The following is a 25,126-nucleotide window of genomic DNA, read 5'->3' on the forward strand; positions in this document are numbered from 1 at the left end:
CCGGTGAGGTGCAATCTAGGGGGCTGCGCTCCATCTGAAAATTGCTGCAAAAGCCAATGACTTGTTCTATCTGTTAGAGCAATGAACCGCACCCAGCTTTCCCAACTCGCCGTGCTGGCCGTCGTCGCGGAGGTGCGCTCCTTCCGCAAGGCGGCTGCCGAACTCGCCGTCGCGCCCTCCGCCGTCAGCCATGCCGTCTCGGCGCTGGAGGCGAGCCTCGGCGTGCGGCTGCTTGCCCGCACCACCCGCTCCGTCGCGCCGACGGAGGAGGGCCGGATGCTGCTCGATACGCTCGCCCCGGCGCTCTCCGACATCGGCACCGCCATGGAAGCGCTCGCCGACCGGCAGGGCCGGCCCGCCGGTCCGCTCAGGGTCACCATGCCGCTGATCGCCGCGGAGGACATCGTCATGCCGCGCCTCGGCGCCTTCCTGCTGGCCTATCCCGAGATCGAGCTGGAGCTTCGCACCGACGACCGTTTCGAGGATATCGTCGAAAAGGGTTTTGACGCGGGCCTGCGTCTTGGCGAGCATCTGGAGGCGGATATGGTGGCCGTGCGTGTCAGCGGCCCGTGGCGCGGCCTGATCGTCGGCGCGCCGGCCTATTTCGAGCGGCACGCCAAACCCCTCCAGCCGCGCGACCTCATGCAGCACCGCTGCATCCGCCGCCGCTTTTCCAGCGGCCGCCTTTATCGCTGGGAACTGGAAAAGGACGGGCGGCAGGTCACGGTGGATGTGGGCGGCCCGCTCATCGTCTCCGACCAGCGGCTGATGCGCGCCGCTGCGATGGACGGTGCGGGCCTTGCCTATATCTTCGACCAGCGCGTCGCCGGGGATATCGCGGCCGGCCGCCTGGTCCCGGTGCTGGAGGACTGGTGCCCGCCCTTCGACGGCTTTTCGATCTACTATCCGACACGCCGCCAGATGCGCCCGGCGCTGCGCGCCTTCGTCGATTTCTTCCGCTATCGCCCTCAGGCCTGAAGCCGGTAGCGGATATGCCCGTCGGTCTCGACATAGCTGTCGTAGAGTTTTCGCGCCCGGGCATTGTCGTGGCGGGTGTGCCAGTAGATACCGCGCCAGCCGTGCCGTTTCGAGAGCGCGATCAGATCGTCGATCAGCGCCCGCCCCACGCCCTTGCCGCGCGCCGTCCCATCGACGAAGAGGTCTTCGAGATAGCACTCCGGTGCGATGTCCCAGGTGGAATCGTGATAGTGGTGGATGGCAAAGCCCATCACCTTGCCGTCTTCCTCCGCCACGCGCATCGAGACGCGCGAGCCGGGATCGAGCACTCGCGCCCAGGTAAAGGCCGTCACCTCCTCCGACACCTCGGCCTCGTAGAAGGCAAGGTAACCGGCCCACAGCCTTCTCCAGGCCGCCTCGTCGTGCTCGGCCGCATCGCGGATGATGAGGGCCATGGTCAGGCTCCGCTTCCGTCGACTATGGCCGTCCATCCGGCGAGGAGCAAAAGTCCGGTCTTGCCATGAGGGCGAAGCTGCATGGGGTCCTCCAAGGGGTTCGTGCTGAAAAGGCTTTTGCCCAGCATAGTGCGGGGGCCTTCGCTTTGCACGCATTTCCCCTGAATTTTGCGGTGGCCCGCGCTTGCGAGGAACGTACCTCGGCACTAGTCTCCCCCGGCAATCAGGGAGAGCTCACCATGCTGCGTTTCGGAATCCTCTCGACGGCCAAGATCGGCCGCGACCTCGTCGTGCCGGCCATTCAGGATGCGGAAAACTGCGTCGTCACCGCCATCGCCAGCCGCGATATCGCCAAGGCGCGCGCCATGGCGGACCGCTTCTCCGTGCCGCATGCCTTCGGCTCCTATGAGGAGATGCTGGCCTCCGATCTCATCGACGCGGTCTATATCCCGCTGCCCACCTCCCAGCATGTGGAGTGGTCGATCAAGGCGGCCGATGCCGGCAAGCATGTGCTGTGCGAAAAGCCGATCGCGCTCAATGCCGGCGAGATCGGCGCATTGATCGAGGCGCGCGACCGCAACAGGGTGCTGATCGCCGAGGCCTACATGGTCACCTACAGCCCCGTCTGGCGAAAAGTCCGTTCGCTTCTGGCCGAAGGCGCCATCGGCCGGCTGCGCCATGTGCAGGGCGCCTTCACCTATTTCAACCGCGATCCCGGCAATATGCGCAACGTGCCGGCGCTCGGCGGCGGCGGCCTGCCGGATATCGGCGTCTACCCGACGATCTCCACCCGCTTCGCCACCGGCAAGGAGCCGTTGCGCGTGCAGGCGAGCACCGACCGCGACCCGGAATTCGGCACGGACATCTATTCCAGCGTCCGCGCCGATTTCGGCGATTTCGAGCTTTCCTTCTACATCTCCACCCAGCTCGCCCATCGTCAGGTCATGGTCTTCCACGGCGACAAGGGCTTCATCGAGGTAAAATCCCCCTTCAACGCCGACCGTTACGGCGCGGAGGAAATCGAGCTGACCAACCAGAGCCACAGCGAAAGCCAGCACTTCCGCTTCCAGGATGCCCGCCAGTACAAGCGGCAGGCCGAAGCCTTCACCCGCGCCGCGCTCGGCGAGAATGAGGAAGTCGTGACGCTGGAAAGCTCGGTGAACAACCAGAAGCTCATCGACGCCATCTACCGCGCCAGCGAGAAGGACGGCTGGGAGGCGGTGTAAGCCGACGCTCAGCCGCCCTCGTAAAGCCGCTGGCCCTCCCGAAGCGCCGCATCCAGCCGCCCGCCCTCGGGGAAGAGCGCCAGCGTTTCGGGCTTCTCCACGCCCGGCACGAGCCGGGGGCAGGTCTCGGCCGCGCCGAGCACGGTGGTGACGGGGATGACGCCGGCCCAGATCGGCAGGGCGAAGTCGTCCTCGTCGTCGCCGACGCCCTTGGCGCGCACCTTGGCGGCGGCCTCCTCGATGGTCATGGCGATGATGGTCGTCGCCTTGGCCTCCTGCACCGTGATGGGGCGCAGCAGCGCGCTGCGCTCCGGGTAGAAGCGGTCGACGACGTCGCGCATCGCCTCGATCTTCTCTTCCGGATCCTCCACCAGCCGCGCGGTGCCGAAGCACATGGCGGAGCGGTAGTTGGCCGAATGGTTGAAGCCGGAGCGGGCGAGCACCAGCCCGTCGAGATGGGCGACGGTAAGGCAGGCGGGCGTGCCGGCCTTCAGGTGCCGCAGCATGCGGCTGGCGGAAGAGCCGTGCCAGTAGAGCGTGTCGTCCCTGCGCCAGAACAGCGTCGGCGTCGCATAGGGCTGGCCGTCGATGACATAGGCCACCTGACAGAGCATGGCCGCATCGAGGATGGCATGCACGGCCTCGCGGTCGTAGCTCGCGCGCTCGTGCATGCGCTTGACGCGGTTGCGCGGGGTGACGGGGTAGGAAGCGGTCTCTGCGCTCATGGGGATGCTCATGGGGATATTGCCTTTCGACGACGATGCCGCCATGGTGCGCCATGACATTGGATCGAAAAAGCACCAATTCAGAGACAAAAATCAGGACCAATCTACCGGATTGGTCCGCGCTCATTCCCGTCCTGCCGCCGGCGGGCCGGCGGACCCCGGCGCTTTACCGGGAACTGCGCCGCCTGATTGAAGCGGGCGACATTCCGCCCGGCAGCAAGCTGCCGCCTTCGCGCGATCTGGCGCGGCGGCTGAAGACCTCGCGCGGCAGCGTGGTCGCCGCCTTCGAAACGCTGATCGCCGAGGGCTATGCGGTGGCGCGCACCGGCGCCGGCACCTTCGTCGCCGACCGCGTGCCGGTGCTGAAGCCGGCCCTCCCGGCGGAGGCCGAAGCGGCCGCGCCGAAAATGCCGCTGCCCGGCACGCTCGGCGTCGCCATGGCCGATGCGCGCACCCTGAACCTCTTCCGAACGCTGCTGTCGCGCCATCTCACCCGTCCCGGCCCGGAGCATTTCCAGTACGGCGACCCGCGCGGCGGTGCGGCGCTGCGTCAGGCGATTGCCGCCTATCTGCGGCAGGCGCGCGGCGTGCGCTGCGAGACGCGCTCCATCGTCATCACCACCGGCACCCAGCAGGGCATCGACCTCTTCATCCGCAGCGCGCTGTCGCCCGGCGACCGGGTGATGATCGAGGATCCCTGTTATCCCAGCGCCCGCGCCGCCTTCGCCGGCAACGGCCTGCAGCTTTCCGGCCTCGCCGTGGACGGGGAGGGGGCGGATATAGCGCTCGCCGCGCCGGGCGCTCGCGCCGTCTATGTCACGCCCTCGCACCAGTTCCCGCTCGGCGTGACCATGAGCATGCGCCGCCGCCTCGCCCTCATCGACTGGGCGCGGGAAACCGGCGGCTGGATTCTGGAGGACGATTACGACAGCGAGTTCCGCTTCGCCGGCCCGCCGCTCGCCGCCATGCAGGGCATGGACGACAGCGGCCGCGTGATCTATCTCGGCACCTTCTCCAAGGTTCTGTTCCCGGGCCTGCGCCTCGGCTATGCCGTGATCCCCGATCCGCTGCTGGACGCCATGGTGGCCCTGCGCAGCCGCTCCGACCGTAGCCCGCCGACGCTGGCGGAAGCCGCCCTTACGGACCTCATCCGCGAAGGCCATTTCGCCGCCCATCTCCGCCGCGCCCGCCGGCACGCGGAGGCTGCGCGCGATGCACTGGTGGCCGGGCTTTGCGAGGCGAAAAAACTCACGGTCGCGGTGCCGGATCAGGGTCTGCACCTTGTCGCCGGCCTGCCGAAGTCGCTTGACGATATCGAGGCCGTCGAGATCGCCCGCCGGGCGGGCCTCGGCGCTCGCGCCCTCTCGACCATGGCCGTCACCAACCCGCCGCGGCAGGGTCTCGTGATCGGCTTTTCAGGTTTTCCGCCGGAGGTGCTGCATGCCGCCGCCCGGCGCTTTGCTGCGATGATCGGTTAAGCGGCGCGGCGGGTGTCGGCGACATTGATGGTCGCCACGAAGGCGCGGGCGAGGGCAAGCCCGGTCGCGTCGGCCACCGGCCCGTTTTCGGCGGCAAGCGTGGCGTGGCTTTGCAGCCAGCCGGGCGCATTCTCCTCGATCACATCGGGGAAGATGGCCGCCCATTCCTCGACGACCTGCCGGTCCGCTTCGAAATGGAACTGCGTGCCGTAGCTGGCGCGGCCGATGCGGAAGGCCTGGTTCTCGGCGGCGCTATTGGTGGCGAGCCGGACGGCCCCTTCCGGCAGCGTGAAGGTGTCGCTGTGCCACTGGAAGATCGGAAATGCGCCGGCGGCGGCGGAAAGCACCGGATCGGCCGCGCCTTCCTGTGTCGTCGATATCGTGCACCAGCCGAATTCCGGCGCGGCGCCGATGCGGTTTTCCGCGCCATAGGCCCGGGCGAGAAGTTGGCTGCCGAGGCAGACGCCGAGCACGGACTTGTCCGCCTCGCCGAACCGGCGCATCAGCGCGGCAAGGTCGGGCAGATAGGCATGGCGTTCGTCGTCTAGGGCGTTCTGCGGCCCGCCCATGACGACGATGGCGTCGTATTCGCTGTCGCCCGCAGGGATGGCGTCGCCGGCATGGGGACGGCAGATATCGAGGGTGGCCCCGGCTTCCGCAAGCGCCACGCCGACCTGCCCGAGCAAGGTCACCTTGTCGTTTTCCACCACCAGAACCCGCATGCGATACTCCCGCCTTGAATGCCGGGCGACACAATCATGCCGGCCCCGTTCTTTCAAGCCGTCTTACGGATAGATGACGCCCTTGCGCAGGATGACATTGGCGTAGAGCCGCGCTTCGCTGGTCTGCACCAGCGTATGGGCGGCGCGCACGCGGTTGTAGAAATCCGCGCCGACCAGCGGCACGACCGCACGCTTCGGTTCATGGGCCGCGCAGCAGTCGATGATCTCGCGATGCACCGGCTCCAGCGTGTCGCGCTCCTGCCGATAGGTCGAGCGGAAGATCGCCTCTTCCACGAAATCGTCGACGGGCAGGACGGAGAGAATGGCGTTGAGCGCGGGGATCAGCGCCACGCCGTCGAGGCGCACCAGCCGGCGGGCATGCTCGACGCCGGGATAGTTGCCGTCGACGATGGCGATCTCGTCGCCGTGGCCCATGGCGCGCAGGGTGGAGAGCAGTTCGGGGCTGAGGATGGGGTCGAGGCCTTTCAGCATCAGGCAAGCTCCTTGAAGAGGACGTTCTGGTCCGGCAGGTAACGGGAAAAGAGCGGCAGGCTCGCCCCGCCGATCGAGCGGGCGCTGCTGCCGACGGCGCCCTCGACGATCTCGGGCAGGGTGACGCCCTGCAGGTCGAGCCGGTCGATGGCGGCCCGCGTCTCCGCGACGACGCGCGCGCGCACCCAGCCCGGAAAGCCCCCGTCGATGACGACGGCGGAAAAGTCGATAACGGAGGCCGAGGCGACGACGGCCTGGGCGAGCGCGGCCGCCATGTCCTCGATCCAGATGTCGAGCGGCGCGCCGAAATCGACCCAGCCGTCGGGCGAATACCAGAGCGGGCTGGGGTCGATGCCATGCTCGCGCAGGAGGTTTTCCAGCCGGTAGATCGAGGCGATCTTGAGAAGCTGCACCGTCTCGCCGTTGCGGCCCTGCACGGGCAGCGGGCCGATGGCGCCGGCTGTGCCGGTGCGCCCGGTGAAGAGCGCGGAATTCAGCACCACGCCGCCGCCGATGAAGGAGCCGATGAAGAGATAGAGGAAATCGGGATATTGCGGGCCGAGGCCGAAGACGAGTTCGGCGGCGCAGGCGCTGGTGGCGTCGTTCTGCAGCATGACCGGGTAGGACACGCGCCGGACGATCTCCGCCTCGAGATCGACGCCGCGCCACTGGTCCATGTCCTCCTGCGGCGCGCCCACCTCGCTCGCCCAGCTCCAAAGCTCGAAGGGCGCGGCGACGCCGAAGCCGGTAATGCGGGCGCGCTCGGCGGGCGTGATCATCGCCTCCAGCTCCGCAAGCCCCTCCTCGACGAAGGAAAGCAGCGGGCCGGGCATGGGATAGGCATAGGTGCGGCGCACCTGCCGGCGGATGCCGCCGACGAAATCCATCATCACGAGGTCGGCGCTGCGCCGGCCGATCTTCAGGCCGAAGGAATAGACGGCATCCGGGTTGAGCAGCATGGGAACGGAAGGCTGGCCCACCTTGCCGCGCATCGGCGCGCCGCGCATCAAAAGCCCCTCGGCCTCCAGCGCGCGCATGATGACGGTGACGGTCTGGGCCGAAAGCCCGCTGCGCCGGGCGATCTCGGCCTTGGAAAGGCTGCCGTGCCGACGCACCAGCGACATGACGAGGCGCTCGTTATAGGCGCGCACGCGCACCTGGTTGGCGCCCCCGCTCGGATCGAGGATTTCGGCCGGCGACGCGGGTGCCGGCGCGGCATTCTTTGTCATCGTCTCCTCCCGTCCCGGTGCAGGTGCAAATCGCCCCCTCCGGTCCTCTTATAAGCTGGCGTTCCGCTCTTCCACCGGAAACGTTGCAGCCGGGCCTTCGCCCGCTCTTTGCCGAAGCATGACACATCGAATTAATAATTCAATTCGATTTATTTATTGACAGGTTTTTCTTTTGATGGTCTTCTCTGCCACGGAAGCAAGGTCGGCCGGAGGAGGAACCCCGGCCCCTGCGACCGGATGGCCCCGGGAGAGGGGCGCATCCCGTTTCGTCCTTGGGAGGATTACATGAAGAAGACGATCGTTTCCGCCGCTCTCGGCGCGCTTGCGCTTGGCGTGGCCTTCTCGTCCCCGGCCGCCGCCGCAGACGTCACCGCCTGCCTGATCACCAAGACCGACACCAATCCCTTCTTCGTCAAGATGAAGGAAGGCGCCGAAGCCAAGGCCAAGGAACTCGGCGTCACGCTGAAGGCCTATGCCGGCAAGATCGACGGCGACTCGGAAAGCCAGGTCGCGGCCATCGAGACCTGCATCGCGGATGGCGCGAAGGGCATCCTGATCACCGCTTCGGACACCAAGGGCATCGTTCCCTCGGTCCAGAAGGCGCGTGACGCCGGCCTTCTCGTCATCGCGCTCGACACGCCGCTCGAGCCGCTCGACGCCGCCGACATGACCTTCGCCACCGACAACCTGCTCGCTGGCGAATTGATCGGCAAGTGGGCGGCCGCCACGCTCGGCGACGGTGCGAAGGACGCCCGGATCGCCTTCCTGAACCTGACCCCCTCGCAGCCGTCGGTCGACGTCCTGCGCAACCAGGGCTTCATGAAGGGCTTCGGCATCGACGTGAAGGACATCACCAAGATCGGCGACGAGGACGACCCGCGCATCGTCGGCCATGACGTGACCAACGGCAACGAGGAAGGCGGCCGCACCGCCATGGAAAACCTCCTGCAGAAGGATCCGTCCATCAACGTCGTCCACACCATCAACGAACCGGCCGCTGCCGGCGCCTATGAGGCGCTGAAGGCCGTCGGCAAGGAGAAGGACGTGCTGATCGTTTCGGTCGACGGCGGTTGCCCGGGCGTGCAGAACGTCATCGACGGCGTCATCGGCGCGACCTCGCAGCAGTATCCGCTGATGATGGCTTCCCTCGGCATTGAGGCGATCAAGAAGTTCGCCGACACGGGTGAAAAGCCCAAGGCAACCGAAGGCAAGGACTTCTTCGACACGGGCGTCGCGCTCGTCACCGACAAGCCGGCCGCAGGCGTCGAATCCATCGACACCAAGACCGGCAAGGACAAGTGCTGGGGCTAAGACCCGGCGCCGGCCCGGCATGACCGGGCCGGCCATCCGCCATGGACGGATCGGGCAGCGCCGGACGCGCCCGAAGCTTTTGACAATCGCGAAGAGACGTGGGCACCTTTCCTTGCGGAGCGGCGGCGATGATCGCGGCCGTCCCGCAGGGGGCCTGCGGCAGGCGGCGGATGCGCAAGGCGTCTTCCGATGCGTCCATGCATGATTTCATCCGGTAACGCCGCGACGGTCGGCATACGGAAGGGAGGACAGGATCATGAGCGAAGCAACGACGGCCTCACAGCCCTCGCAACCCTCGCAGGAATTCGAGAAGGTGCTGACAGGCAGCGCGACGCAGGTCGCATCCTTCGACACGCACGACAAGACGCCCATCCAGAGGTTTCAGCACTTCCTGCACGGCAGCCCCTCGGCGGTGCCGCTCATCGTGCTCGTGCTGTCGGTCGCGATCTTCGGCGTCATTCTCGGCGGAAAATTCTTCTCCGCCTTCACGCTGACGCTCATCCTCCAGCAGGTGGCGATCGTCGGCATCGTCGGCGCGGCGCAGACGCTGGTGATCCTCACCGCCGGCATCGACCTTTCGGTCGGCGCGATCATGGTGCTCTCCTCGGTCGTCATGGGCCAGTTCACCTTCCGCTACGGCCTGCCGCCGGTGGTGGCGGTCGCCTGCGGCCTCGCCTGCGGCGCGCTTTGCGGCTATATCAACGGCCTGCTCGTCGCCCGCATGAAGCTGCCGCCCTTCATCGTCACGCTTGGCATGTGGCAGATCATCCTGGCGTCCAATTTCCTCTATTCGGCCAACGAGACGATCCGCTCGCAGGACATCGCCACGAACGCCCCGCTGCTGCAGTTCTTCGGCAACAACCTCAAGCTCGGCAGCGCCGTCTTCACCTATGGCGTCATCGCCATGGTGCTGCTCGTCGCCGTGCTCTGGTACGTCTTGAACCACACCGCCTGGGGCCGTCATGTCTATGCGGTCGGCGACGACCCGGACGCGGCGGAGCTTGCCGGCGTCAACGTCAAGCGCATGCTGGTCTCGGTCTATACGCTGTCCGGTCTCATCTGCGCGCTCGCCGGCTGGGCGCTCATCGGCCGCATCGGCTCGGTCTCGCCCACCGCCGGCCAGTTCGCCAATATCGAATCCATCACCGCCGTGGTGATCGGCGGCCTCTCGCTCTTCGGCGGGCGCGGCTCCATTCTCGGCATGATCTTCGGCGCGCTCATCGTCGGCGTCTTCTCGCTCGGCCTTCGCCTCATCGGCACGGACCCGCAATGGACCTATCTCCTGATCGGCGTCCTCATCATCTCGGCAGTCGCAATCGACCAGTGGATCAGAAAGGTAGCAGGCTGATGGCTCTCGAACCCATTCTCACCGCACGCGGTCTCGTCAAGCGCTACGGCCGCGTCACCGCCCTCGACAATGCCGATTTCGACCTCTATCCCGGCGAAATCCTCGCCGTGATCGGCGACAACGGCGCGGGCAAGTCCTCGATGATCAAGGCCATTTCCGGCGCCATCACGCCGGACGAGGGCGAGATCAAACTCGAAGGTAAGCCCGTCACCTTCCGCTCGCCCATCGAGGCGCGCAAGGCCGGCATCGAGACCGTCTACCAGAACCTCGCGCTCTCGCCGGCGCTGTCGATTGCCGACAACATGTTCCTCGGCCGCGAGATCAGGAAGCCCGGCGTCATGGGCAGCATGTTCCGCAAGCTCGACCGCGGCGCGATGGAAAAGTTCGCCCGCGACAAGCTCTCCGAACTCGGCCTGATGACCATCCAGAACATCAACCAGGCGGTGGAGACCCTTTCGGGCGGCCAGCGTCAGGGCGTGGCCGTGGCCCGCGCGGCGGCCTTCGGCTCGAAGGTCATCATCCTCGACGAGCCGACGGCGGCGCTCGGCGTCAAGGAGAGCCGGCGCGTGCTGGAACTCATCCTCGATGTGCGCCGTCGCGGCATTCCGATCGTGCTGATCTCGCACAACATGCCGCATGTCTTCGAGGTGGCGGACCGTATCCATATCCACCGCCTCGGCCGTCGCCTCACCGTCATCAACCCGAAGGACTATACCATGTCCGACGCGGTCGCCTTCATGACGGGGGCCAAGGTGCCGGAGGCCGTCGCGGCATGATTTCGCCCGCCACCATCGTGGATGCAATAACGCGGCGCGCGGGAGACGCGCGCCGCTTCCTCGTCGGTCTCGCCGGCCCGCCGGCGGCCGGCAAGTCGACGCTGGCGCAAGCCCTTCGCGATGGCCTCGCCGCCCGTGGCGAGAGTGCCGAAATCCTGCCGATGGACGGCTTCCATATGGATGACGGCCTGCTTGCGGCGCGCGGCCTCCTGCAGCGCAAGGGCGCGCCGGAAACCTTCGATGCGCGCGGCTTCATCGATATCGTCCACGCCCTGAAGCGGGCGGAAGGCGAGGTGCTGGTTCCGGTCTTCGACCGTTCGCGCGAAATCGCCCTCAACGCCGCGCGCGCCATCCCGCAGGAGACACGGTTCATCCTCGCGGAAGGCAATTACCTGCTCTTCAGGGATGCGCCGTGGGACCGGCTCGACGGTCTCTTCGACTTCACCATCTTCGTCGGCCCGCCCTATGCTGTGCTGGAAGAGCGGCTGCGCCAGCGCTGGCAGGGCTATGCGCTGCCCGAGGACCAGATCGGCTGGAAGCTCTACGGTAACGACCTGCCGAACGGAAAGCGCATCCTGGAGAACTCCCGCCCCGCCGATCTCCATATCGACCTCTTTTGAGGAATTGTCGGTCGTCCCTTCGGGTGCTATCGCAACGCCAGAGACTGGAGAGACGCCGATGACCACCGAAATCACCATCCGCCGGCCGGACGACTGGCACCTGCACCTGCGCGACGGCGCTATGCTCGAAGGCGTGATCGGCGACACCAGCCGCCATTTCGCCCGCGCCATCATCATGCCGAACCTCGTGCCGCCGGTCGTCACCACCGCCGACGCGGCCGCCTACCGCGACCGCATCCTCGCCGCCGTGCCGAAGGGCGACCGCTTCGAGCCGCTGATGACGCTCTATCTCACCGAGCACACCAATCCCGACGACGTCGAGGCTGGCTACAAGAGCGGCCTGATCCGCGCGGTGAAGCTGTATCCCGCCGGCGCGACGACCAATTCCCATGGCGGCGTGCGCGACATGGACAAGGCGATGCCGGTGCTGGAGCGCATGGCGAAGATCGGCCTGACGCTGTGTGTTCATGGCGAGGTCACGACGCCGGAGGTCGACATCTTCGACCGTGAGGCTGTGTTCATCGAGACGGTGTTGGATCCGCTGCGCAAGCGCCTGCCCGAGCTGCGCGTGACCATGGAGCATGTGACGACGAAGAACGGCGTCGACTACATCAAGGCGGCGAAGGAGAACCTCGCCGGCTCGATCACCACGCACCACCTGATCATCAACCGCAACGCCATCCTCGTCGGCGGCATCAAGCCGCATTATTACTGCCTGCCCGTCGCCAAGCGCGAGGAGCATCGGCTGGCCCTGCGCGCCGCCGCCACCTCCGGTGACAGGCGCTTCTTCCTCGGCACGGACAGCGCGCCGCATATCGACCCATTGAAGGAATGCGCCTGCGGCTGCGCCGGCGTCTATACCTCGATCAACACGATGAGCTGCCTTGCCCATGTCTTCGAACAGGACGGCGCGCTCGACAGGCTCGAAGCCTTCGCCTCGCTGAACGGCCCGGCCTGGTACGGCCTGCCGGCCAACGAGGAGACGATCCGCCTCGTCAGGCGCGAGGCGGCGGTGGCCTTCCCGGCGAAGATCGAGACGGGAGCGGGGCCGGTGACGGTGTTCGACCCGATGTTCCCGCTCCACTGGGACGTCGCCTGACGGCCGGAGACGGCCGTCAGAACTGGCGGCCGAGCTTCGCGTCCACCGAATGGCGGTTCGCGCCGCGGATGACGAAGAACAGCATGATCAGCATCCAGAGGATGGACTTCTCCGCGCCGGCCAGGCCCTCGCTCCGCACGATGCCGTGGAAATGGGCGGTGACGGCGAGAACGATCATCGCGGCGAAGGCGGCCGGGCGCGTGAAGAGGCCGATGGCGATCAGGATGCCGCCGAAGAATTCGGTGGCCGCAAGCAGCGGCGACCAGAAGACGCCCGGATAGAAGCCGAGATGCTCGACCATGCTGGTCATCCCGAAGGGATCGAGGATCTTGCCGTAGCCATGGGTGGCGAGAAGCGCGCCGGCGGCGACGCGCAGCAGCGTTTCCGCGCTTTCGTGCAGCGCTGAATAGAGGCCGCCGAGCACGGGGATGATGAGACGGGGGCGGCTGGTGGCAGGCTCGGTCATGGCGGTCTCCTGTCGGAACGTTGCGATGCGCCACCTCTGTTTCACGAATCGCGCAACGACAAGATGCTCGCCCGGAAAAACATGACAAATCAAGGTGACATTTCCGTGAGGCTATAGTCGCCGGGCGCGTGCCAAGCCGCGTCCGCTGCTATATGCTGCGGGCCGCCGACGAAGGAGGTCGCCATGTCCGGGCAAAAGCCGCGCGTTTCCATTCTCTATTGTACGCAATGCAACTGGCTGCTGCGGGCCGGCTGGATGGCGCAGGAGCTGCTCTCGACCTTTTCCGACGCGCTCGGCGAGGTCGCCCTCATTCCGGGCACCGGCGGCAATTTCGAGATCCGCGTCGGCGATGCGCTCGTCTGGGAACGCAAGCGCGACGGCGGCTTTCCGGGGCCGAAGGAGCTGAAGCAGCGCGTGCGCGACATCATCGAGCCGGGCCGCGATCTCGGCCATACCGACAGGACGGACAGCGCCGCCGGCTGATGTGAAGACGGCGGGCCATGGCCCGCCGTCCGAATGAAGGTTTTACCGCCCGGCCTCACCGGTAGGGCGAATAGCAGACCCGGTAGACGCCGCCGCCGGCATGGTAGCGGTTGGTATAGGGATCGTAGGTGCGGTAGCGGTTGAGGCACCAGCGCACATGGGCGTTGCGTCCGCCGCCATAATAGCGCGGCCGCTCGTAGCGCGGGCGATAGTAGCGGCGCTCCTCGCCGTAATACGGGCGATGATGGCGGCGATAGTAGCGCGGCCGCTCATAGCCGCAGTCGTCGCCAATGCAGAACTCCACCTGCGCCTTGGTGACGTCGCTCTTCGCCTGGGCCTTCATGTCCGGCACGGCGAGCGGGGCGGCTCCGGCCGCCCCCATGGGCGCGATGGCCGATGCAATGCCCATCGCGCACCCAAAAACGAGATTTCGAATCCTTGTCATGTGATCCTCACTGGTTCTGGCGGGAATTCTCCCTGTAACGTCCCTGCTTTGCATTCCATTCACGCATTTTGTTTTATTGATGATCGCGACCGCGCATGAACGGGATGTATCGCCGGATCGTCGATCCGCAAGAGGCAGAGGTGAACGCATGAGCCTGAAATTCGGAACCAGCGGCCTGAGAGGGCTTTCGGTGGACCTCGAAGGGCCGGCGAGCGCGCTCTACGCCACGGCTTTCGCGCGCCACCTGCTGGCGGCGGGCCATGCGCAGCCGGGCGACGAAATCCTGGTCGGCCGCGATTTCCGTGCTTCCAGCCCCGCCATCTCGGCCATCGCCATCGCCGCGCTGCGCAAAGCCGGCCTTGCTCCGCGCGACTGCGGCGAGCTGCCGACCCCGGCCCTTGCCCTTCTCGGCCTCGCGCGCAAGGCCGCCTGCCTGATGGTGACCGGCTCGCACATTCCCGCCGACCGCAACGGCATCAAGTTCTACCGGCCGGACGGCGAGATCGACAAGACCGACGAGGCCGCCATCACCGCCGCCGCCGAGGCGATCCGCGCCGAGGGCACGGTCTCCGACGCCGCACGGGAGACGGCCGAGGATATGGGCGCCGCCGCAATGGCGCTCTACGGCGCGCGCAACCGCCAGCTCCTGCCGGACGGCAGCCTTGCCGGCCTGCGCATCGGCGTCTACCAGCACTCGACCGTGGCGCGCGACCTCTTCGTCTCGGTGCTCGCCCATTATGGCGCGGATGTCGTTGCGCTCGGCCGCTCGGAAACCTTCATCCCGGTCGATACGGAGGCTGTCTCCCCGCAGACCGTCGCCCTCCTTCAGGGATGGGCGGCCGAATACGGCCTCGACGCCATCATTTCCGCCGACGGCGACGGCGACCGGCCGCTGATCACCGATGAGACCGGCACGCCGATTCGCGGCGACCTCGTGGGCCTTATCGCCAGCCGCTTCCTCGGCGCGCGCGCCATCGCCACGCCCGTCACCTCCAATTCCGGCATCGAGGCGGCCGTGGATGGCGCAGTGCTGCGCACGCGGGTCGGCTCGCCCTATGTGATCGCGGCGATGAACGAGGCGGTCGCCGCCGGAAAAACGGCCGTCGCCGGCTTCGAGGCGAATGGCGGCACGCTGACCGCGACACCCTTTGCGGTGAACGGCCATGTCCTTGCCCCGCTGCCGACCCGTGACAGCCTGATGCCGGTTCTCGCCGTTCTGGCGCTTGCCGCGTCCCAGAAGCGCCCGCTGTCGCAGATCGCCGCCGGCTTCGCCCTGCCGGCCGCCGCGAGCGACCGGCTGGAGAATTTCCCGGTCGAGACCAGTGCGGCGCTGATGGCCGAGCTGCGCTCCGGTCCCGGTCCGCTCGCCGCCTTCCTCGCGCCCATCGGCGTGCCGCAGAAGACGAGCGATATCGACGGCCTGCGCGTGACGCTGGAGGATGGAAGCGTCGTCCATTTCCGCCCGTCCGGCAACGCGCCGGAAATGCGGTGCTATGTGGAGGCCGCCGACGAGGCCGCCGCCGCGCGGCTTTTGCAGGCCGGTCTCGGGCGCATTCGCGAATGGGCGGCGGGCCGATAAACAGGCTTTTCGCCAAGCCGTTGCAAAAACTTCAAAAAGCCTGTTGACACCGGAGGGCGCTCCTTCTACATCGCTCTCCGTCGCCCAGATGGCGGAATTGGTAGACGCGCCAGCTTCAGGTGCTGGTACTCGAAAGGGTGTGGAGGTTCGAGTCCTCTTCTGGGCACCATTCCATTTTAAGTGATTGATTTCACTTTAGCCCCTTGATTTCATTATCGGAAATCACCCAATGTGGTACACCACAGTGGGACACCGGGGGTGATGGGCGAGTGGCGAAAATGGATCAGCGGATGATGAAGCGCGAGGGCGTTTATTACCTCCGCGTGAAGGTTCCAGCAGTCCTACGGGAAGCCGGTTTGATCCGCCAACGGGAGTTTAAAAAGTCTCTCGGAACCTCGAACCTAGCGGAAGCTCGCCGCTTATTCGTTCTGGAAATCGCCAAGATTGACGCCGAAATTCTCGAAGCCCACCGCCAACTGAAGTTGCAAAACGAACCGATCAAAACCCTCACCCGGTCGGAGATGGAACATCTCGCCGTGCAACTGTTGCACCAACGAGAAGCCAATCGCTTTTCGCCGCCCGACAGGAGCAACAAGGACAGAAGGCCGGATGAGAAGTTCAAGTTTCCTGATCCCAAAGAGGTAGAGGAAGCGACAATCTCGCACGACGAAGCTCTTGCCGATGCTGAAGACTGGCTTGAGCAGCTTCAGCGCCCGGATGATCCGCAGGTGGCGGGCATCGTGTCGTACCGGGCAAAGAAATTCCTGAAGGAAAAAGGCATAGAACTGGCGGAAGGTTCCCCGGAGTTGCGGTATTTCAACGGCCTTGTTCGCCGCGTCTTGCGTGAAGAGGCCGAACGCTCCCGTCGCGAACTGAAGCAGGATTTCTCGAATGCACCCGGCGACGTTCTTTTTCAGGGCATCACCGGGCATAGCCCGCTTCCCGGCAAACATGATCCCGCCCGCGCCGGAACGTGGACGCTCACCAAGTTGATTGAAACCTTCCGTAAGGAGCCCGACCAGCTTGCACTTGCGCCTAAATCCAAGGTTTCCCACGCCGCCCGTGACCGCATCTACGCCGAAATTCTTGGCGCGGAAACCTACATCACCGACATCAAGCGCAAGGACGTGGCGAAGCTGGTCAGCCTGCTTTCCCGGCTGCCCGCGAACGCAACGAAGCGCTTCCCCGGCCTGACAGCTACGCAAGTGGCCGAAAAGGCGGACAAGGAGGGCCACGCTCCCATGACGCGGAAGAATGCGAGCCAGTACCTTTCGAACCTGCATACGGTTTTCGGCTTCGCGGTGCGCAGCGGATTGCTTGAACACAATCCCGTCGCGGGGCTGACCATGGGGACGGATGGTGTTCCCGACGATGAACAGCGTCACCCCTTCAGCGCGGACCAACTGAAGGCAATCTTCAGCGCCCCCCTCTTCACCGGATGCGTTGACGACGAGCGCGGATTTAACAAACCCGGACCTAACCGTCCGCGCCGGGCAAGGTTTTGGTTGCCCTTGATCGCTCTCACGCATGGGCTTCGAATGAATGAAATCGCGCAATTGTATGTCGAAGACATCGAAGAGATGGACGGCCATCACGTCATCGTCATCCGCAAGACCGACGCCAAGGGCGGGAAGACCGAAAAGACCCTGAAGACGAAGAACGCCAAGAGATATGTGCCGCTTCACCCGGAAATCGTGAAGATCGGCTTCCTTGATCATGTCGAGAACATGCGTAAGGCCAAGCAGGTGCGCCTCTTCCCTGAAGTCCAAGCCCTGAAGAGTACCGGCATGTATTCGGGCACGTTCTCAAAATCCTTCGCTTATTTCCTCAAATCCACCGGGGCGAAAGAGGATAAGACCACCTTCCATTCGTTTCGTCACAACTTCACCAACGCGTTGCGCGCGGGATTAGTTGGAAGAGACAACATTCGTATTCTTGGTGGTTGGGCTGGCGGATCGACTGAAGACCGATACGGCAGCGGCTTGCCCGTCAGCATCCTCGCGGAAGCCATCGCAAAGACGACGTTCCCGGTTGATCTAAGCCATCTCCATACCGCGCCCGCTGCCGACGAGTAGCGCCCGCCGCGCCGTCCACATAGCCAGCCCGCACCATCATCCCGCCCGTGCAACAGTTTCACCACCGCGCCCGCCCGGTGCCGCTTCCATATGCGCGTTCTACATATTTGACCTTAACGTCAATAATTGCCGTAGGTATTTGATATGTATAATCTTTTTTGACATTCTTGGCTTTCCTGCTAAGTTGGCTTCGCAGGTTCATTTCGGGGTTCGGGAACCTGCAAAGCGGGTTCCGGTCTTCGCCTCCTATGGGGCCGGAACCCGTCGCACCCCGAAGTCGCACCGGAGAGACGCCAATGACCGAAGTAATGCAGAACGCCGCGTTCAACATGCCCATGAGCCTCGCCCGCAAGCTGGACGCCTATGTTGATCAGGAACGCAATGGCGCTCCCGTGGGCAACGTGAACCGCTCTTCTGTTATCCGGGCAGCGTTGACCGCGTTCCTTGCCGATACCCCGGACCCAAAAGAAGCCGCACCCGCTGCCCGCATGTCTGCCGGTCGCCCGGAAGCGATAAATGGCCGTCCCCGCGTCCGCCGCATTCAGCCCACCAACGCCGATTGATCCCCCCATCACGAAAGGATTTTCCCCATGGCCTCCCTCATTCCGCAGACCTCGAAAAAGTCCGCCGACCCTCAGACCGAAAAGGTTCTTCGCGCCCGCGCCGGTATGGCGTCTTTCGCCAACAGCATTGCATCCCAGGCCAGCGTAAAGGCTGAAGCCGCGCCCGCCCGCAAAGCATTCATCTCCACCCTGGACGGCCACACAGACGCGCCCCAGGTCCAGACCGTCACCAAGGCCCAGAAGTCAGACGCCCTCGCCTCGCTGCCGGTCTCTGCCCGCAAGACAGCCGAACGGTTCGATGCCGACACCCAGGCTTTCATCAACGTCGTCTACGCCCGTCATGCCGAGACCGGGGATGCAATCGACTTCACCTTTGCCGAGGCCGCAACCGTCATGCGCTGCGATGAGGAAAGCGCCCGCCGCCGCGTCGAAGCTCTGACCAGCATCGGTCTCCTGAAGCCTGCCTATAGCCCTATGGGCTCGCTGAAGGGCTATCTCCCGACGATCACGAACTAAGGGGGAGGATGCCATGCACGCGCACCGTCAAGAGGCCCAGGCCGCAGCACCGTTCCACGACGCTATGCCCCATGGTGATTACGCTGCCCGTGCCATGGGCCTCGTCATTCTCCTCCAGGGCCACGCCCACACCCTGGAGGCAGGGGACCGCACTCGCTCGCGTCTCATGCAACTGGTCAGCTATTGGAAGCTCGTCCTCGACATCTGCCATATCGAGCGGGAACGCGCCGCCTACGTTCTTCCGGTCCCCATGGCGCACGACATAGACGGCGATCTTATCCGGCGTCTTAAGCACAACGCCCGCTCTATCGCTGCCACCTTGGGGGCTTGCACGTTCTCCGATCTCACCGGCCTGACGTTGCTCCTACCCGCTCGTCGCACCCCTGCAATCCAGCATCTCCATTAGGGCAATCATCATGACCGACACCTCCAACGACAAGCCGACCACCGGCACTACCCCCCAGGGTGAGGCAACCCGCCCCCGGCAAGTGAACCTTCCGTCTGAAGGTGGTCAGGAGGACCCCCTGGGGTTGCTTCCTTCGTTCAAGTATTTGGAATTTCCGCACAGTGTCTCGCATGCAATCCTAATCGGCATGGACGACAACGAGGCTGCCACAGTGCCCGACCTGGCTGCCCGACTTGATATCCCTTTTGACCAGGTGCAGGCGTGCATGGAAGCCACGAGGGAACGTCTTTCGAACCTGATTGCGACTATCCCCCCCACTGGCCCGACATCGGTTCGAAACAGGACTGGAAATGGGCCATGACAACCCGCTGCCGTGTCTGCACCCATCCCAGGAGGGCTGAAATCGAGGGTGCCCTTCGCTCCGGTGTCTCCACGCGGCAAGTGGCCGTGCGTTTCGGCGTGTCTCGCTCTTCGCTCGATAGGCACATGGGGAACGGGCATTCCCTGGCTCCGGTCGCGCTCTCCGGCGATATCGAGATCGTCCAGGACGTTCCCACGTTCCGCGACCCGTTTGCCCAGGTGAATGCCCTGAAACAGGCCACGTTGTCGTCGTTCAACATGATGCGCCGTCGCGGTGATGATCCGGTGGCAATCGCTTATCTCAAAGAATTTCGCGCCCTTGCCGCCCTGGAGATGGACATTCAAGACCGGCGTGGAGGCCGCGACGACGATGCGCTTTCCAGCACCCGCGATAAGGTCGCCCAGGAGCTTCGCGAGCACCGCACCGCCGTAGACGAGGAGAAGACATATGCCGCGATCAGGGCCAAGCTCCAGGCCCGTCTTGATGACCTGAAAGCCCAGGCCGTGCCGGTGATCGAGGCCACCCCGGACCCCCGCCCCCGGTCGCGCTGCACAAAAAAGGCACCCCCCGCCTCTCCGGTCAGAACACGAACGCGAAATATTACAGAAAAAATCTGAAGTATAAGTGTCAAATCCCTACGTCAAGTGAGGGAAATATACAAAAAAGCCCCAAGGATCAGGTCGATCAAAGGGGCTCTTTGCTATCTTGCGCAGCAGGCGCAGGACGGATAAAGCTCTATCTGCGAGAACAAAGCCTTGAGAACTGCTTACGACCACTGATGACACCAGTCAAGTTGCCTTTCGCGTCACTCTCAAGACTGTTTGCCCTCGCGTCCGACCTACTCGACACGAGGCCGCAGCCATGCCTGAAGACCAGAAATCGAACGTCATCCCGTTCCGCAGATCGCCCCCGAAACCGGCTTTCGGTGGACATGACAGCCCGTCATCTCTCACCGACGCCCGAAAGCCTGTCACTTCAACGAAAATGGCCGAAAACAATGGGTTAGGTGATGGCTGTCACCGATCTAGAAATGGTGTCGTTGCCTCTGTCACTGTCACCGAAAATGGAAAGGCCAAAGCCAAGGGGAAACCGGGAGGATCAGTCTCGGAATACGAGGCCACCGTCTCCGAAGAACAGTGGAAGCGCGACGTTGCGACGATGACGAAAACCCAGCTTCGCAAAACCTATCCCGGCACATGGCAGTCATTCAAAAACATGAGATATGACCGGCCCGATGCGGAAGGTGCAATCATCGATCCCAGCGTAGCCGACCTGGCAGACTTCATGAAAGCCATCGGGCCGCGCCGCCACCAAAACCTGACCGTGGACCGGATCGATACGAACAATCCCACCTATGCTTTCGGCAAAATCAAATGGTCGGACAAGACCGAGCAAGCCAATAATCGACGCAACAACTCGCATGTCAGAAACCCCCGCACGAACGAGTGGGGCACCGTGGCGCAGGTTGCAGCGCAGGTAGGTCGGAAGCCGAACACGATTACCGTTGCCCTGGGCCGCGCCCTGAAGGCCGAACCTGACCGGGACAAGCACGAGGCCATCCGCTCCCGCATTGTCGGGGAGTGCCTATTGCGTGCTGCCGAGGCCAAGGGCCACGATGCTTCCGAGATCGCCACCAGTGAGGCCGCAGCGCCCGCGCCTATGCCGGACTATGACAGGGTGGCCGATCCGACGATGCGTTTGGCCTATCCTGTTTCGAAGGAAGAGCGGCAGGCCATTTACGCGGAATATGATCGGGTGCAGCCTATGGAGACCGTCCGCGTCATCTGCGAAACGGAATATGGCAGCTACACGGCCTATCCCCGCGTCCCGGTCTCCCGGTTCGACTTTTCCCTGGGCCTCGCACGAGGGCAATGGGAGGAGGCCCGCCGTACCCATTGGGATTTTGAAGACCTGGACAATGCGGGTCACCGCCTAACGGATGACCAGGAAGCGGCCTGGGCCAGAGCAAAAGAGGAAATGGCCTTCCTCGATACCAGGATCATGCCCGCCGTCCGCGCACGTCCTGCCTTCCTCGTGGAGCTTGCCGAGCACGTCGAACGCAATGGCCGCAGCCTCACCGCCTGGGAGATCGAAGAGGCCCGCCGCATCGCGACCAGGAAGGCCCAGGAAGAGGCCCAGAGCTACCGTGACGACGACGAGGGCATAGACGAGGAAGACCGGGCCATGAAGCATGCCGAGCGGTTCGGCACCGATTAGGGCGCATCTGAAGTCTCGCCTAACGAGCGTCCAAAAAAGTACAAATTCATGGAATTTCTAAAACGCCCCATTGACGTGTCTATTTTTATGTCTATTAATTAAGTCCATAAACATCTAAGGAGATTGTAGACACATGGGCGAACGCGTTGCATATATCCGGGTTTCCTCAGTCGGGCAGAACCTTGACGTACAGCGCGAGAAGGCAATTGCCGCAGGCGTGGCCCCGGAGAACATCTTTGAAGAAAAGAAGTCGGGCACGAACACGAACCGTCCAGCCCTGAAAGAAGCGCTTCGCTTCGTTCGCAAGGGCGACACTTTCATTGTTTCCCGTATCGACCGCTTGGCCCGGTCGCTGGCTGACCTCCTCGCCATAGTCAAGGAGCTGACGGACAAGGGCGTCTCCCTTCACGTCCTCGACCAGTCGATTGATACCAGCAACCCGGCAGGCCGCGCCATGTTGCAGATGTTGGGCATCTTTGCCGAGTTCGAAGCGGCCATCCGAGCAGAGCGCCAAGTTGACGGCATCGCCAGCGCCAAGGACAAGGGCGTCAAGTTCGGCAGGAAGCTCCTTTTGACCGATGCCAAGATTGCCGAGATTGCGCAGATGCGCCGCGACGGTCTCATGATCAAAGATATCATCGCCAAGACCGGCCTGAAGAAAGCGACGGTCTACAAGGCGCTTGGACAGGCAACCACCGGAGAGGTGGCTTAACCCCCACCTTGCCGCGATACTCGGTGCAACAGTTGCACCGGCATTTCTGCGTTATATTGCGCCGTTGCCCACGCGTCCGGCTCAAGGCTTTGGCAAATGGTCGGCTCATCAAGGAATTGCGAAGCTGGCACTTGGTTGCCTTGCCTCAGTTCACGTTTTGCGCGATGAGTTCTTTGACGCCTATCGCATCCCAGGATTTTCCATGAGCCTAAAAGCTGACCTACTTCGCGCGAAGACAGAAGAAGATGTGAAGGACGCGTATATAAAAGCGATTGGCTTGAAGGCTTATAACAAGACCCTTGTCGATATACGCACCAAAGAAATCTGGTTCGAAGCTAAGGGATTTCCTACACCTCCGGTCGTGATGTTTGCACAACTGTTGTTCTATGTGAGGAATGCGCGGAAACTCGGTGAGCAGATACCACCGTTCCTATGTGTGATCGATACGGAAAAAGCGGCGATAATGGAGACGGCTAACGCCCTGCCGATCCTCGATGACAAGCTGATAAAGTGGCCAAAGTCTGGATCAAAGATCGAAAAATCACTTGCGATCCAGCTCGCGCCCTACATCGAGACCCACTTTGTTGTATATCAGCTTGATACCTACGAGCGCGATTTCATAAATGCAATCAAATCGGCCATCAGCGCCGGTAAAATCATCCGCACCCCTATCACGCCAGACAACCTACGTCAGGTCTTTGACAAGTGGGTCGGGATGATCGGAGAAGAGCTGACAGGCGTAGCGCCGACTGACTATGCCCTGCTCTTCTTTGCCGACATCATGCACGATGGCAAGAAGGCTGCCGTACAGGACCTACCCGCCAAGCTTCTTCATGATGGCGACAAGCCAGTCTTCTTTCTGAACGGCGTAATGTACGAGTTGAACAGCCTACACGGCTATCGGAATTTTTGGGCGATTTACCACCGCCCTCCCGATGAGGAATACCGCCGCTATCTTATCGAACGACGAGATAGTTTGTTGCCGCTCAACGAGCGCGAGTTCAAAGGTGCATTCTATACCCGCCTTTCAGTTGTGGACAAGGCGTACGACGAGTTGGCTGCCGTGCTGGGGAAAAACTGGCAGCAACGCTATATTGTTTGGGATATGTGCTGCGGTGTGGGAAATCTCGAAGTCAAACATTCGAATTATCATAACGTTTTCATGAGTACCATCGACCAAGCTGACATCAATATTATGCGTGCAGCGCACACTTGTGTCGGAGCAACCATCTTTCAGTACGACTACTTAAACGACGACGTAAACGAGTTTGGCCTAATCGACTATTCAATGACTTCGAAGATGCCTGTCGCATTGCAGACGGCAATCGCCGATGCCACAGCAAAGAAACGTGGCGCGAAAAAGATACTGATATTAATCAATCCGCCCTATGCCGAGGCTACAAGTACGGACAACGCGGCCAGTAAAGGCGTTGATCGAAGTAAGACTGGTGTGGCACGTTCCAAATTCGCAAGTGCAGGCATGGATGGATATGGAAAGGCTAGCAACGAGCTTTTCACGCAGTTCCTTGCCCGTGTTCACAAAGAAATACCGACCGCTACCGTGGCGACATTCGGAAAGTTGAAATACGTCAACTCGCAGGCTTTTGAGGAATTTCGTAAGGTCTGGCAAGCCAAATATCTTGGAGGCTTTGTGGTGCACAGTCGCGCCTTCGACGGTCTTAAAGGTGATTTTCCGATCGGTTTTCTTATTTGGGATACATCGAGACCTGAACCTATCACCGAGATCGTGACAGACGTTCTGGACCGAAATGCCGCGTATGTAGGCGATAAGACATTCACCAACATCGAGAACGACTTACTGCTCTCAACGTGGCCAATACGCCCAAAAGCAAACAAGACACCTGCCCTGCCTTTAAAGGGCGCAGTCGAACCCGCCACCACCACGGCAGACTTACGGGGGACAAACTGGTCAGATGGCGCTATCGGATGGTTCAATTGTGCTGGAAACGATCTTCAGCAAGCCAGCCGTTTAACGATGATCCTTTCCTCTGGGTTCGCTAGTGGCCGAGGTTTCTTTATCAACAAAGACAATCTCTGGCAGGTCGCCGTAATGTTCGCCGTGCGCCGACTTATCAAGCCGACTTGGCTCAACGACCGCGATCAATTTTTACAGCCAAACCAGCAACTTACGGATGAGTTCAAAAATGACTGCTTAGTATGGACCCTCTTCAATGGAGCCAATTACACCGCAGCCGTCGAAAAAATTAGATGGAATGGTGCTGACTGGCCCCTCACCAACCACTTTCTCCCCTTTACCGAGGCTGAGGTCGGAGCAAAGACCGCGTTCGCGTCGAATTTCATGACGACTTATATGTCAAAACTCAAGCTCTCCGCTGAGGCGAACGCCGTGATGGCCGAGGGGCGAAAGCTATTCCGACACTACCATCAGCAGAAGTTCGGGCGGACCATTGTTGACGAGTTCAAGCTTGGTCGCTCTGACGTAGGTTGGTGGCAGATACGGCGTGCACTAAAGGCCAACCTCGCGAATGAGTTGACCGACTTTGACCCTCTCGATGCCAAATATAATATGCTCAGTGAGAAACTATCCCCTCAAGTATTCGACCTAGGATTTCTGCCGGAGTGATTATTGCAAAGCTGGACCGACTTGCTCGCAACGTGCATTTCGTTTCCGGCCTGATGGAAGCAGACGTTGATTTCGTCGCACTCGACATGCCACAGGCAAACCGCCTCACTATCCATATCATCGCGGGGATGGCCGAACATGAAGCGGAAGCTATTTCCATCCTGACAAGGGATGCCCTTGCCGCTGCCAAGGCACGCGGCGCAAAGCTAGGTGGAGACCGTGGCAACTTCGCATAAGTCCGCGCCCCTGGCCCGTAGCCT

At 63.0% G+C, this 25,126-nt stretch carries 27 protein-coding genes and 1 tRNA gene; 21 read left to right on the plus strand and 7 right to left on the minus strand.

Annotated elements, in window-relative coordinates:
• Window positions 1–81: 81 nt before the first annotated feature.
• A complete protein-coding gene (locus tag K8M09_RS18630; RefSeq protein ID WP_160786736.1) occupies window positions 82–978 on the plus strand; it encodes a LysR family transcriptional regulator in 897 nt (298 codons plus the stop codon).
• Here K8M09_RS18630 and K8M09_RS18635 read toward each other — a convergent pair.
• A complete protein-coding gene (locus K8M09_RS18635; RefSeq protein ID WP_160786735.1) occupies window positions 969–1,412 on the minus strand; it encodes a GNAT family N-acetyltransferase in 444 nt (147 codons plus the stop codon). The two genes, K8M09_RS18630 and K8M09_RS18635, sit on opposite strands and share 10 nt — an antisense overlap.
• A 239-nt stretch (window positions 1,413–1,651) precedes the next feature.
• Here K8M09_RS18635 and K8M09_RS18640 point away from each other — a divergent pair, with 239 nt between their 5' ends.
• Window positions 1,652–2,638 carry a Gfo/Idh/MocA family protein gene (locus K8M09_RS18640; protein ID WP_160786734.1) on the plus strand — a complete coding sequence of 329 codons (987 nt, stop codon included), beginning with the start codon at window positions 1,652–1,654 and terminating at the stop codon, window positions 2,636–2,638.
• Window positions 2,639–2,646: 8 nt separating this feature from the next.
• Here K8M09_RS18640 and K8M09_RS18645 read toward each other — a convergent pair whose 3' ends face one another.
• Entirely contained in the window at window positions 2,647–3,363 is a 717-nt protein-coding gene (locus K8M09_RS18645) for a pyridoxamine 5'-phosphate oxidase family protein (RefSeq protein WP_160786733.1), read from the minus strand.
• A 53-nt stretch (window positions 3,364–3,416) separates the two neighbouring features.
• Between K8M09_RS18645 and pdxR the strand changes: the two genes are divergently transcribed.
• Window positions 3,417–4,841 (plus strand): MocR-like pyridoxine biosynthesis transcription factor PdxR, encoded by a 1,425-nt coding sequence (gene pdxR, locus K8M09_RS18650; RefSeq protein ID WP_160786732.1) that lies wholly within the window; start codon window positions 3,417–3,419, stop codon window positions 4,839–4,841.
• On the opposite strand, the gene K8M09_RS18655 is transcribed toward pdxR, so the two are convergent.
• The 3 genes from K8M09_RS18655 to K8M09_RS18665 all read right to left on the minus strand — a co-directional run bounded on the left by K8M09_RS18655 (window position 4,838) and on the right by K8M09_RS18665 (window position 7,284).
• Entirely contained in the window at window positions 4,838–5,563 is a 726-nt protein-coding gene (locus tag K8M09_RS18655; RefSeq protein ID WP_160786731.1) for a type 1 glutamine amidotransferase, read from the minus strand. The genes pdxR and K8M09_RS18655 overlap by 4 nt on opposite strands.
• Before the next feature lie 63 nt (window positions 5,564–5,626).
• Window positions 5,627–6,055, minus strand: coding sequence for an RbsD/FucU family protein (locus K8M09_RS18660; RefSeq protein ID WP_160786730.1), 429 nt, complete (start codon window positions 6,053–6,055; stop codon window positions 5,627–5,629).
• A complete protein-coding gene (locus tag K8M09_RS18665; protein WP_160786729.1) occupies window positions 6,055–7,284 on the minus strand; it encodes an ROK family transcriptional regulator in 1,230 nt (409 codons plus the stop codon). Before K8M09_RS18665 ends, K8M09_RS18660 begins: the two co-directional genes overlap by 1 nt.
• 285 nt (window positions 7,285–7,569) lie before the next feature.
• Between K8M09_RS18665 and K8M09_RS18670 the strand changes: the two genes are divergently transcribed.
• From K8M09_RS18670 to pyrC, 5 genes are all read left to right on the plus strand, one after another.
• Complete coding sequence (locus K8M09_RS18670; protein ID WP_160786728.1) at window positions 7,570–8,595, plus strand: sugar ABC transporter substrate-binding protein; 1,026 nt, start codon at window positions 7,570–7,572, stop codon at window positions 8,593–8,595.
• A 256-nt stretch (window positions 8,596–8,851) separates the two neighbouring features.
• Entirely contained in the window at window positions 8,852–9,943 is a 1,092-nt protein-coding gene (locus K8M09_RS18675; RefSeq protein ID WP_160786727.1) for an ABC transporter permease, read from the plus strand.
• Window positions 9,943–10,719 (plus strand): ATP-binding cassette domain-containing protein, encoded by a 777-nt coding sequence (locus K8M09_RS18680; protein ID WP_160786726.1) that lies wholly within the window; start codon window positions 9,943–9,945, stop codon window positions 10,717–10,719. The genes K8M09_RS18675 and K8M09_RS18680 overlap by 1 nt, the downstream gene beginning before the upstream one ends.
• Window positions 10,716–11,339 (plus strand): nucleoside triphosphate hydrolase, encoded by a 624-nt coding sequence (locus K8M09_RS18685; protein WP_160786725.1) that lies wholly within the window; start codon window positions 10,716–10,718, stop codon window positions 11,337–11,339. Before K8M09_RS18680 ends, K8M09_RS18685 begins: the two co-directional genes overlap by 4 nt.
• A gap of 58 nt (window positions 11,340–11,397) precedes the next feature.
• Window positions 11,398–12,438 carry a dihydroorotase gene (gene pyrC, locus K8M09_RS18690; RefSeq protein ID WP_160786724.1) on the plus strand — a complete coding sequence of 347 codons (1,041 nt, stop codon included), beginning with the start codon at window positions 11,398–11,400 and terminating at the stop codon, window positions 12,436–12,438.
• 16 nt (window positions 12,439–12,454) lie between these two features.
• Here pyrC and K8M09_RS18695 read toward each other — a convergent pair whose 3' ends face one another.
• Window positions 12,455–12,904, minus strand: a complete 450-nt coding sequence (locus K8M09_RS18695) for a DoxX family protein (protein WP_160786723.1) — start codon at window positions 12,902–12,904, stop codon at window positions 12,455–12,457.
• Window positions 12,905–13,087: 183 nt separating this feature from the next.
• Here K8M09_RS18695 and K8M09_RS18700 point away from each other — a divergent pair, with 183 nt between their 5' ends.
• On the plus strand, window positions 13,088–13,387 hold the full coding sequence (locus K8M09_RS18700) for a SelT/SelW/SelH family protein (RefSeq protein WP_160786722.1): 300 nt from the start codon (window positions 13,088–13,090) through the stop codon (window positions 13,385–13,387).
• A 55-nt stretch (window positions 13,388–13,442) separates the two neighbouring features.
• Here the strand turns inward: K8M09_RS18700 and K8M09_RS18705 are convergent, their stop codons facing one another.
• Window positions 13,443–13,796, minus strand: coding sequence for a BA14K family protein (locus tag K8M09_RS18705; RefSeq protein WP_229342001.1), 354 nt, complete (start codon window positions 13,794–13,796; stop codon window positions 13,443–13,445).
• A 184-nt stretch (window positions 13,797–13,980) separates the two neighbouring features.
• Here K8M09_RS18705 and K8M09_RS18710 point away from each other — a divergent pair, with 184 nt between their 5' ends.
• The 12 genes from K8M09_RS18710 (at window position 13,981) to K8M09_RS18765 (ending at window position 25,102) form a co-directional block, all read left to right on the plus strand.
• Window positions 13,981–15,411 carry a phosphohexomutase domain-containing protein gene (locus K8M09_RS18710; RefSeq protein WP_160786720.1) on the plus strand — a complete coding sequence of 477 codons (1,431 nt, stop codon included), beginning with the start codon at window positions 13,981–13,983 and terminating at the stop codon, window positions 15,409–15,411.
• Between the two features lie 82 nt (window positions 15,412–15,493).
• A tRNA-Leu gene (locus K8M09_RS18715) sits at window positions 15,494–15,580 on the plus strand.
• 121 nt (window positions 15,581–15,701) lie between these two features.
• On the plus strand, window positions 15,702–17,486 hold the full coding sequence (locus K8M09_RS18720; RefSeq protein WP_160786719.1) for a site-specific integrase: 1,785 nt from the start codon (window positions 15,702–15,704) through the stop codon (window positions 17,484–17,486).
• A 296-nt stretch (window positions 17,487–17,782) separates the two neighbouring features.
• Entirely contained in the window at window positions 17,783–18,049 is a 267-nt protein-coding gene (locus K8M09_RS18725) for a ribbon-helix-helix domain-containing protein (protein WP_160786718.1), read from the plus strand.
• A 27-nt stretch (window positions 18,050–18,076) separates the two neighbouring features.
• A complete protein-coding gene (locus K8M09_RS18730) occupies window positions 18,077–18,565 on the plus strand; it encodes a hypothetical protein (RefSeq protein ID WP_160786717.1) in 489 nt (162 codons plus the stop codon).
• 13 nt (window positions 18,566–18,578) lie between these two features.
• Window positions 18,579–18,971: a hypothetical protein gene (locus K8M09_RS18735; protein WP_160786716.1), complete on the plus strand. Its 393-nt coding sequence runs from the start codon at window positions 18,579–18,581 to the stop codon at window positions 18,969–18,971.
• A gap of 10 nt (window positions 18,972–18,981) precedes the next feature.
• Window positions 18,982–19,332, plus strand: coding sequence for a hypothetical protein (locus tag K8M09_RS18740; protein ID WP_160786715.1), 351 nt, complete (start codon window positions 18,982–18,984; stop codon window positions 19,330–19,332).
• On the plus strand, window positions 19,329–19,949 hold the full coding sequence (locus K8M09_RS18745) for an efflux RND transporter permease subunit (RefSeq protein WP_160786714.1): 621 nt from the start codon (window positions 19,329–19,331) through the stop codon (window positions 19,947–19,949). The genes K8M09_RS18740 and K8M09_RS18745 overlap by 4 nt, the downstream gene beginning before the upstream one ends.
• A 244-nt stretch (window positions 19,950–20,193) precedes the next feature.
• Window positions 20,194–21,549 (plus strand): hypothetical protein, encoded by a 1,356-nt coding sequence (locus K8M09_RS18750; protein ID WP_160786713.1) that lies wholly within the window; start codon window positions 20,194–20,196, stop codon window positions 21,547–21,549.
• Window positions 21,550–21,682: 133 nt separating this feature from the next.
• Complete coding sequence (locus tag K8M09_RS18755) at window positions 21,683–22,261, plus strand: recombinase family protein (RefSeq protein WP_160786712.1); 579 nt, start codon at window positions 21,683–21,685, stop codon at window positions 22,259–22,261.
• On the plus strand, window positions 22,230–24,866 hold the full coding sequence (locus K8M09_RS18760) for a hypothetical protein (protein ID WP_229342003.1): 2,637 nt from the start codon (window positions 22,230–22,232) through the stop codon (window positions 24,864–24,866). Before K8M09_RS18755 ends, K8M09_RS18760 begins: the two co-directional genes overlap by 32 nt.
• Entirely contained in the window at window positions 24,863–25,102 is a 240-nt protein-coding gene (locus K8M09_RS18765; protein ID WP_229342005.1) for a recombinase family protein, read from the plus strand. Before K8M09_RS18760 ends, K8M09_RS18765 begins: the two co-directional genes overlap by 4 nt.
• Window positions 25,103–25,126: the final 24 nt, after the last annotated feature.

This window comes from Shinella zoogloeoides, from assembly GCF_020883495.1.
Lineage (GTDB): Bacteria > Pseudomonadota > Alphaproteobacteria > Rhizobiales > Rhizobiaceae > Shinella > Shinella zoogloeoides.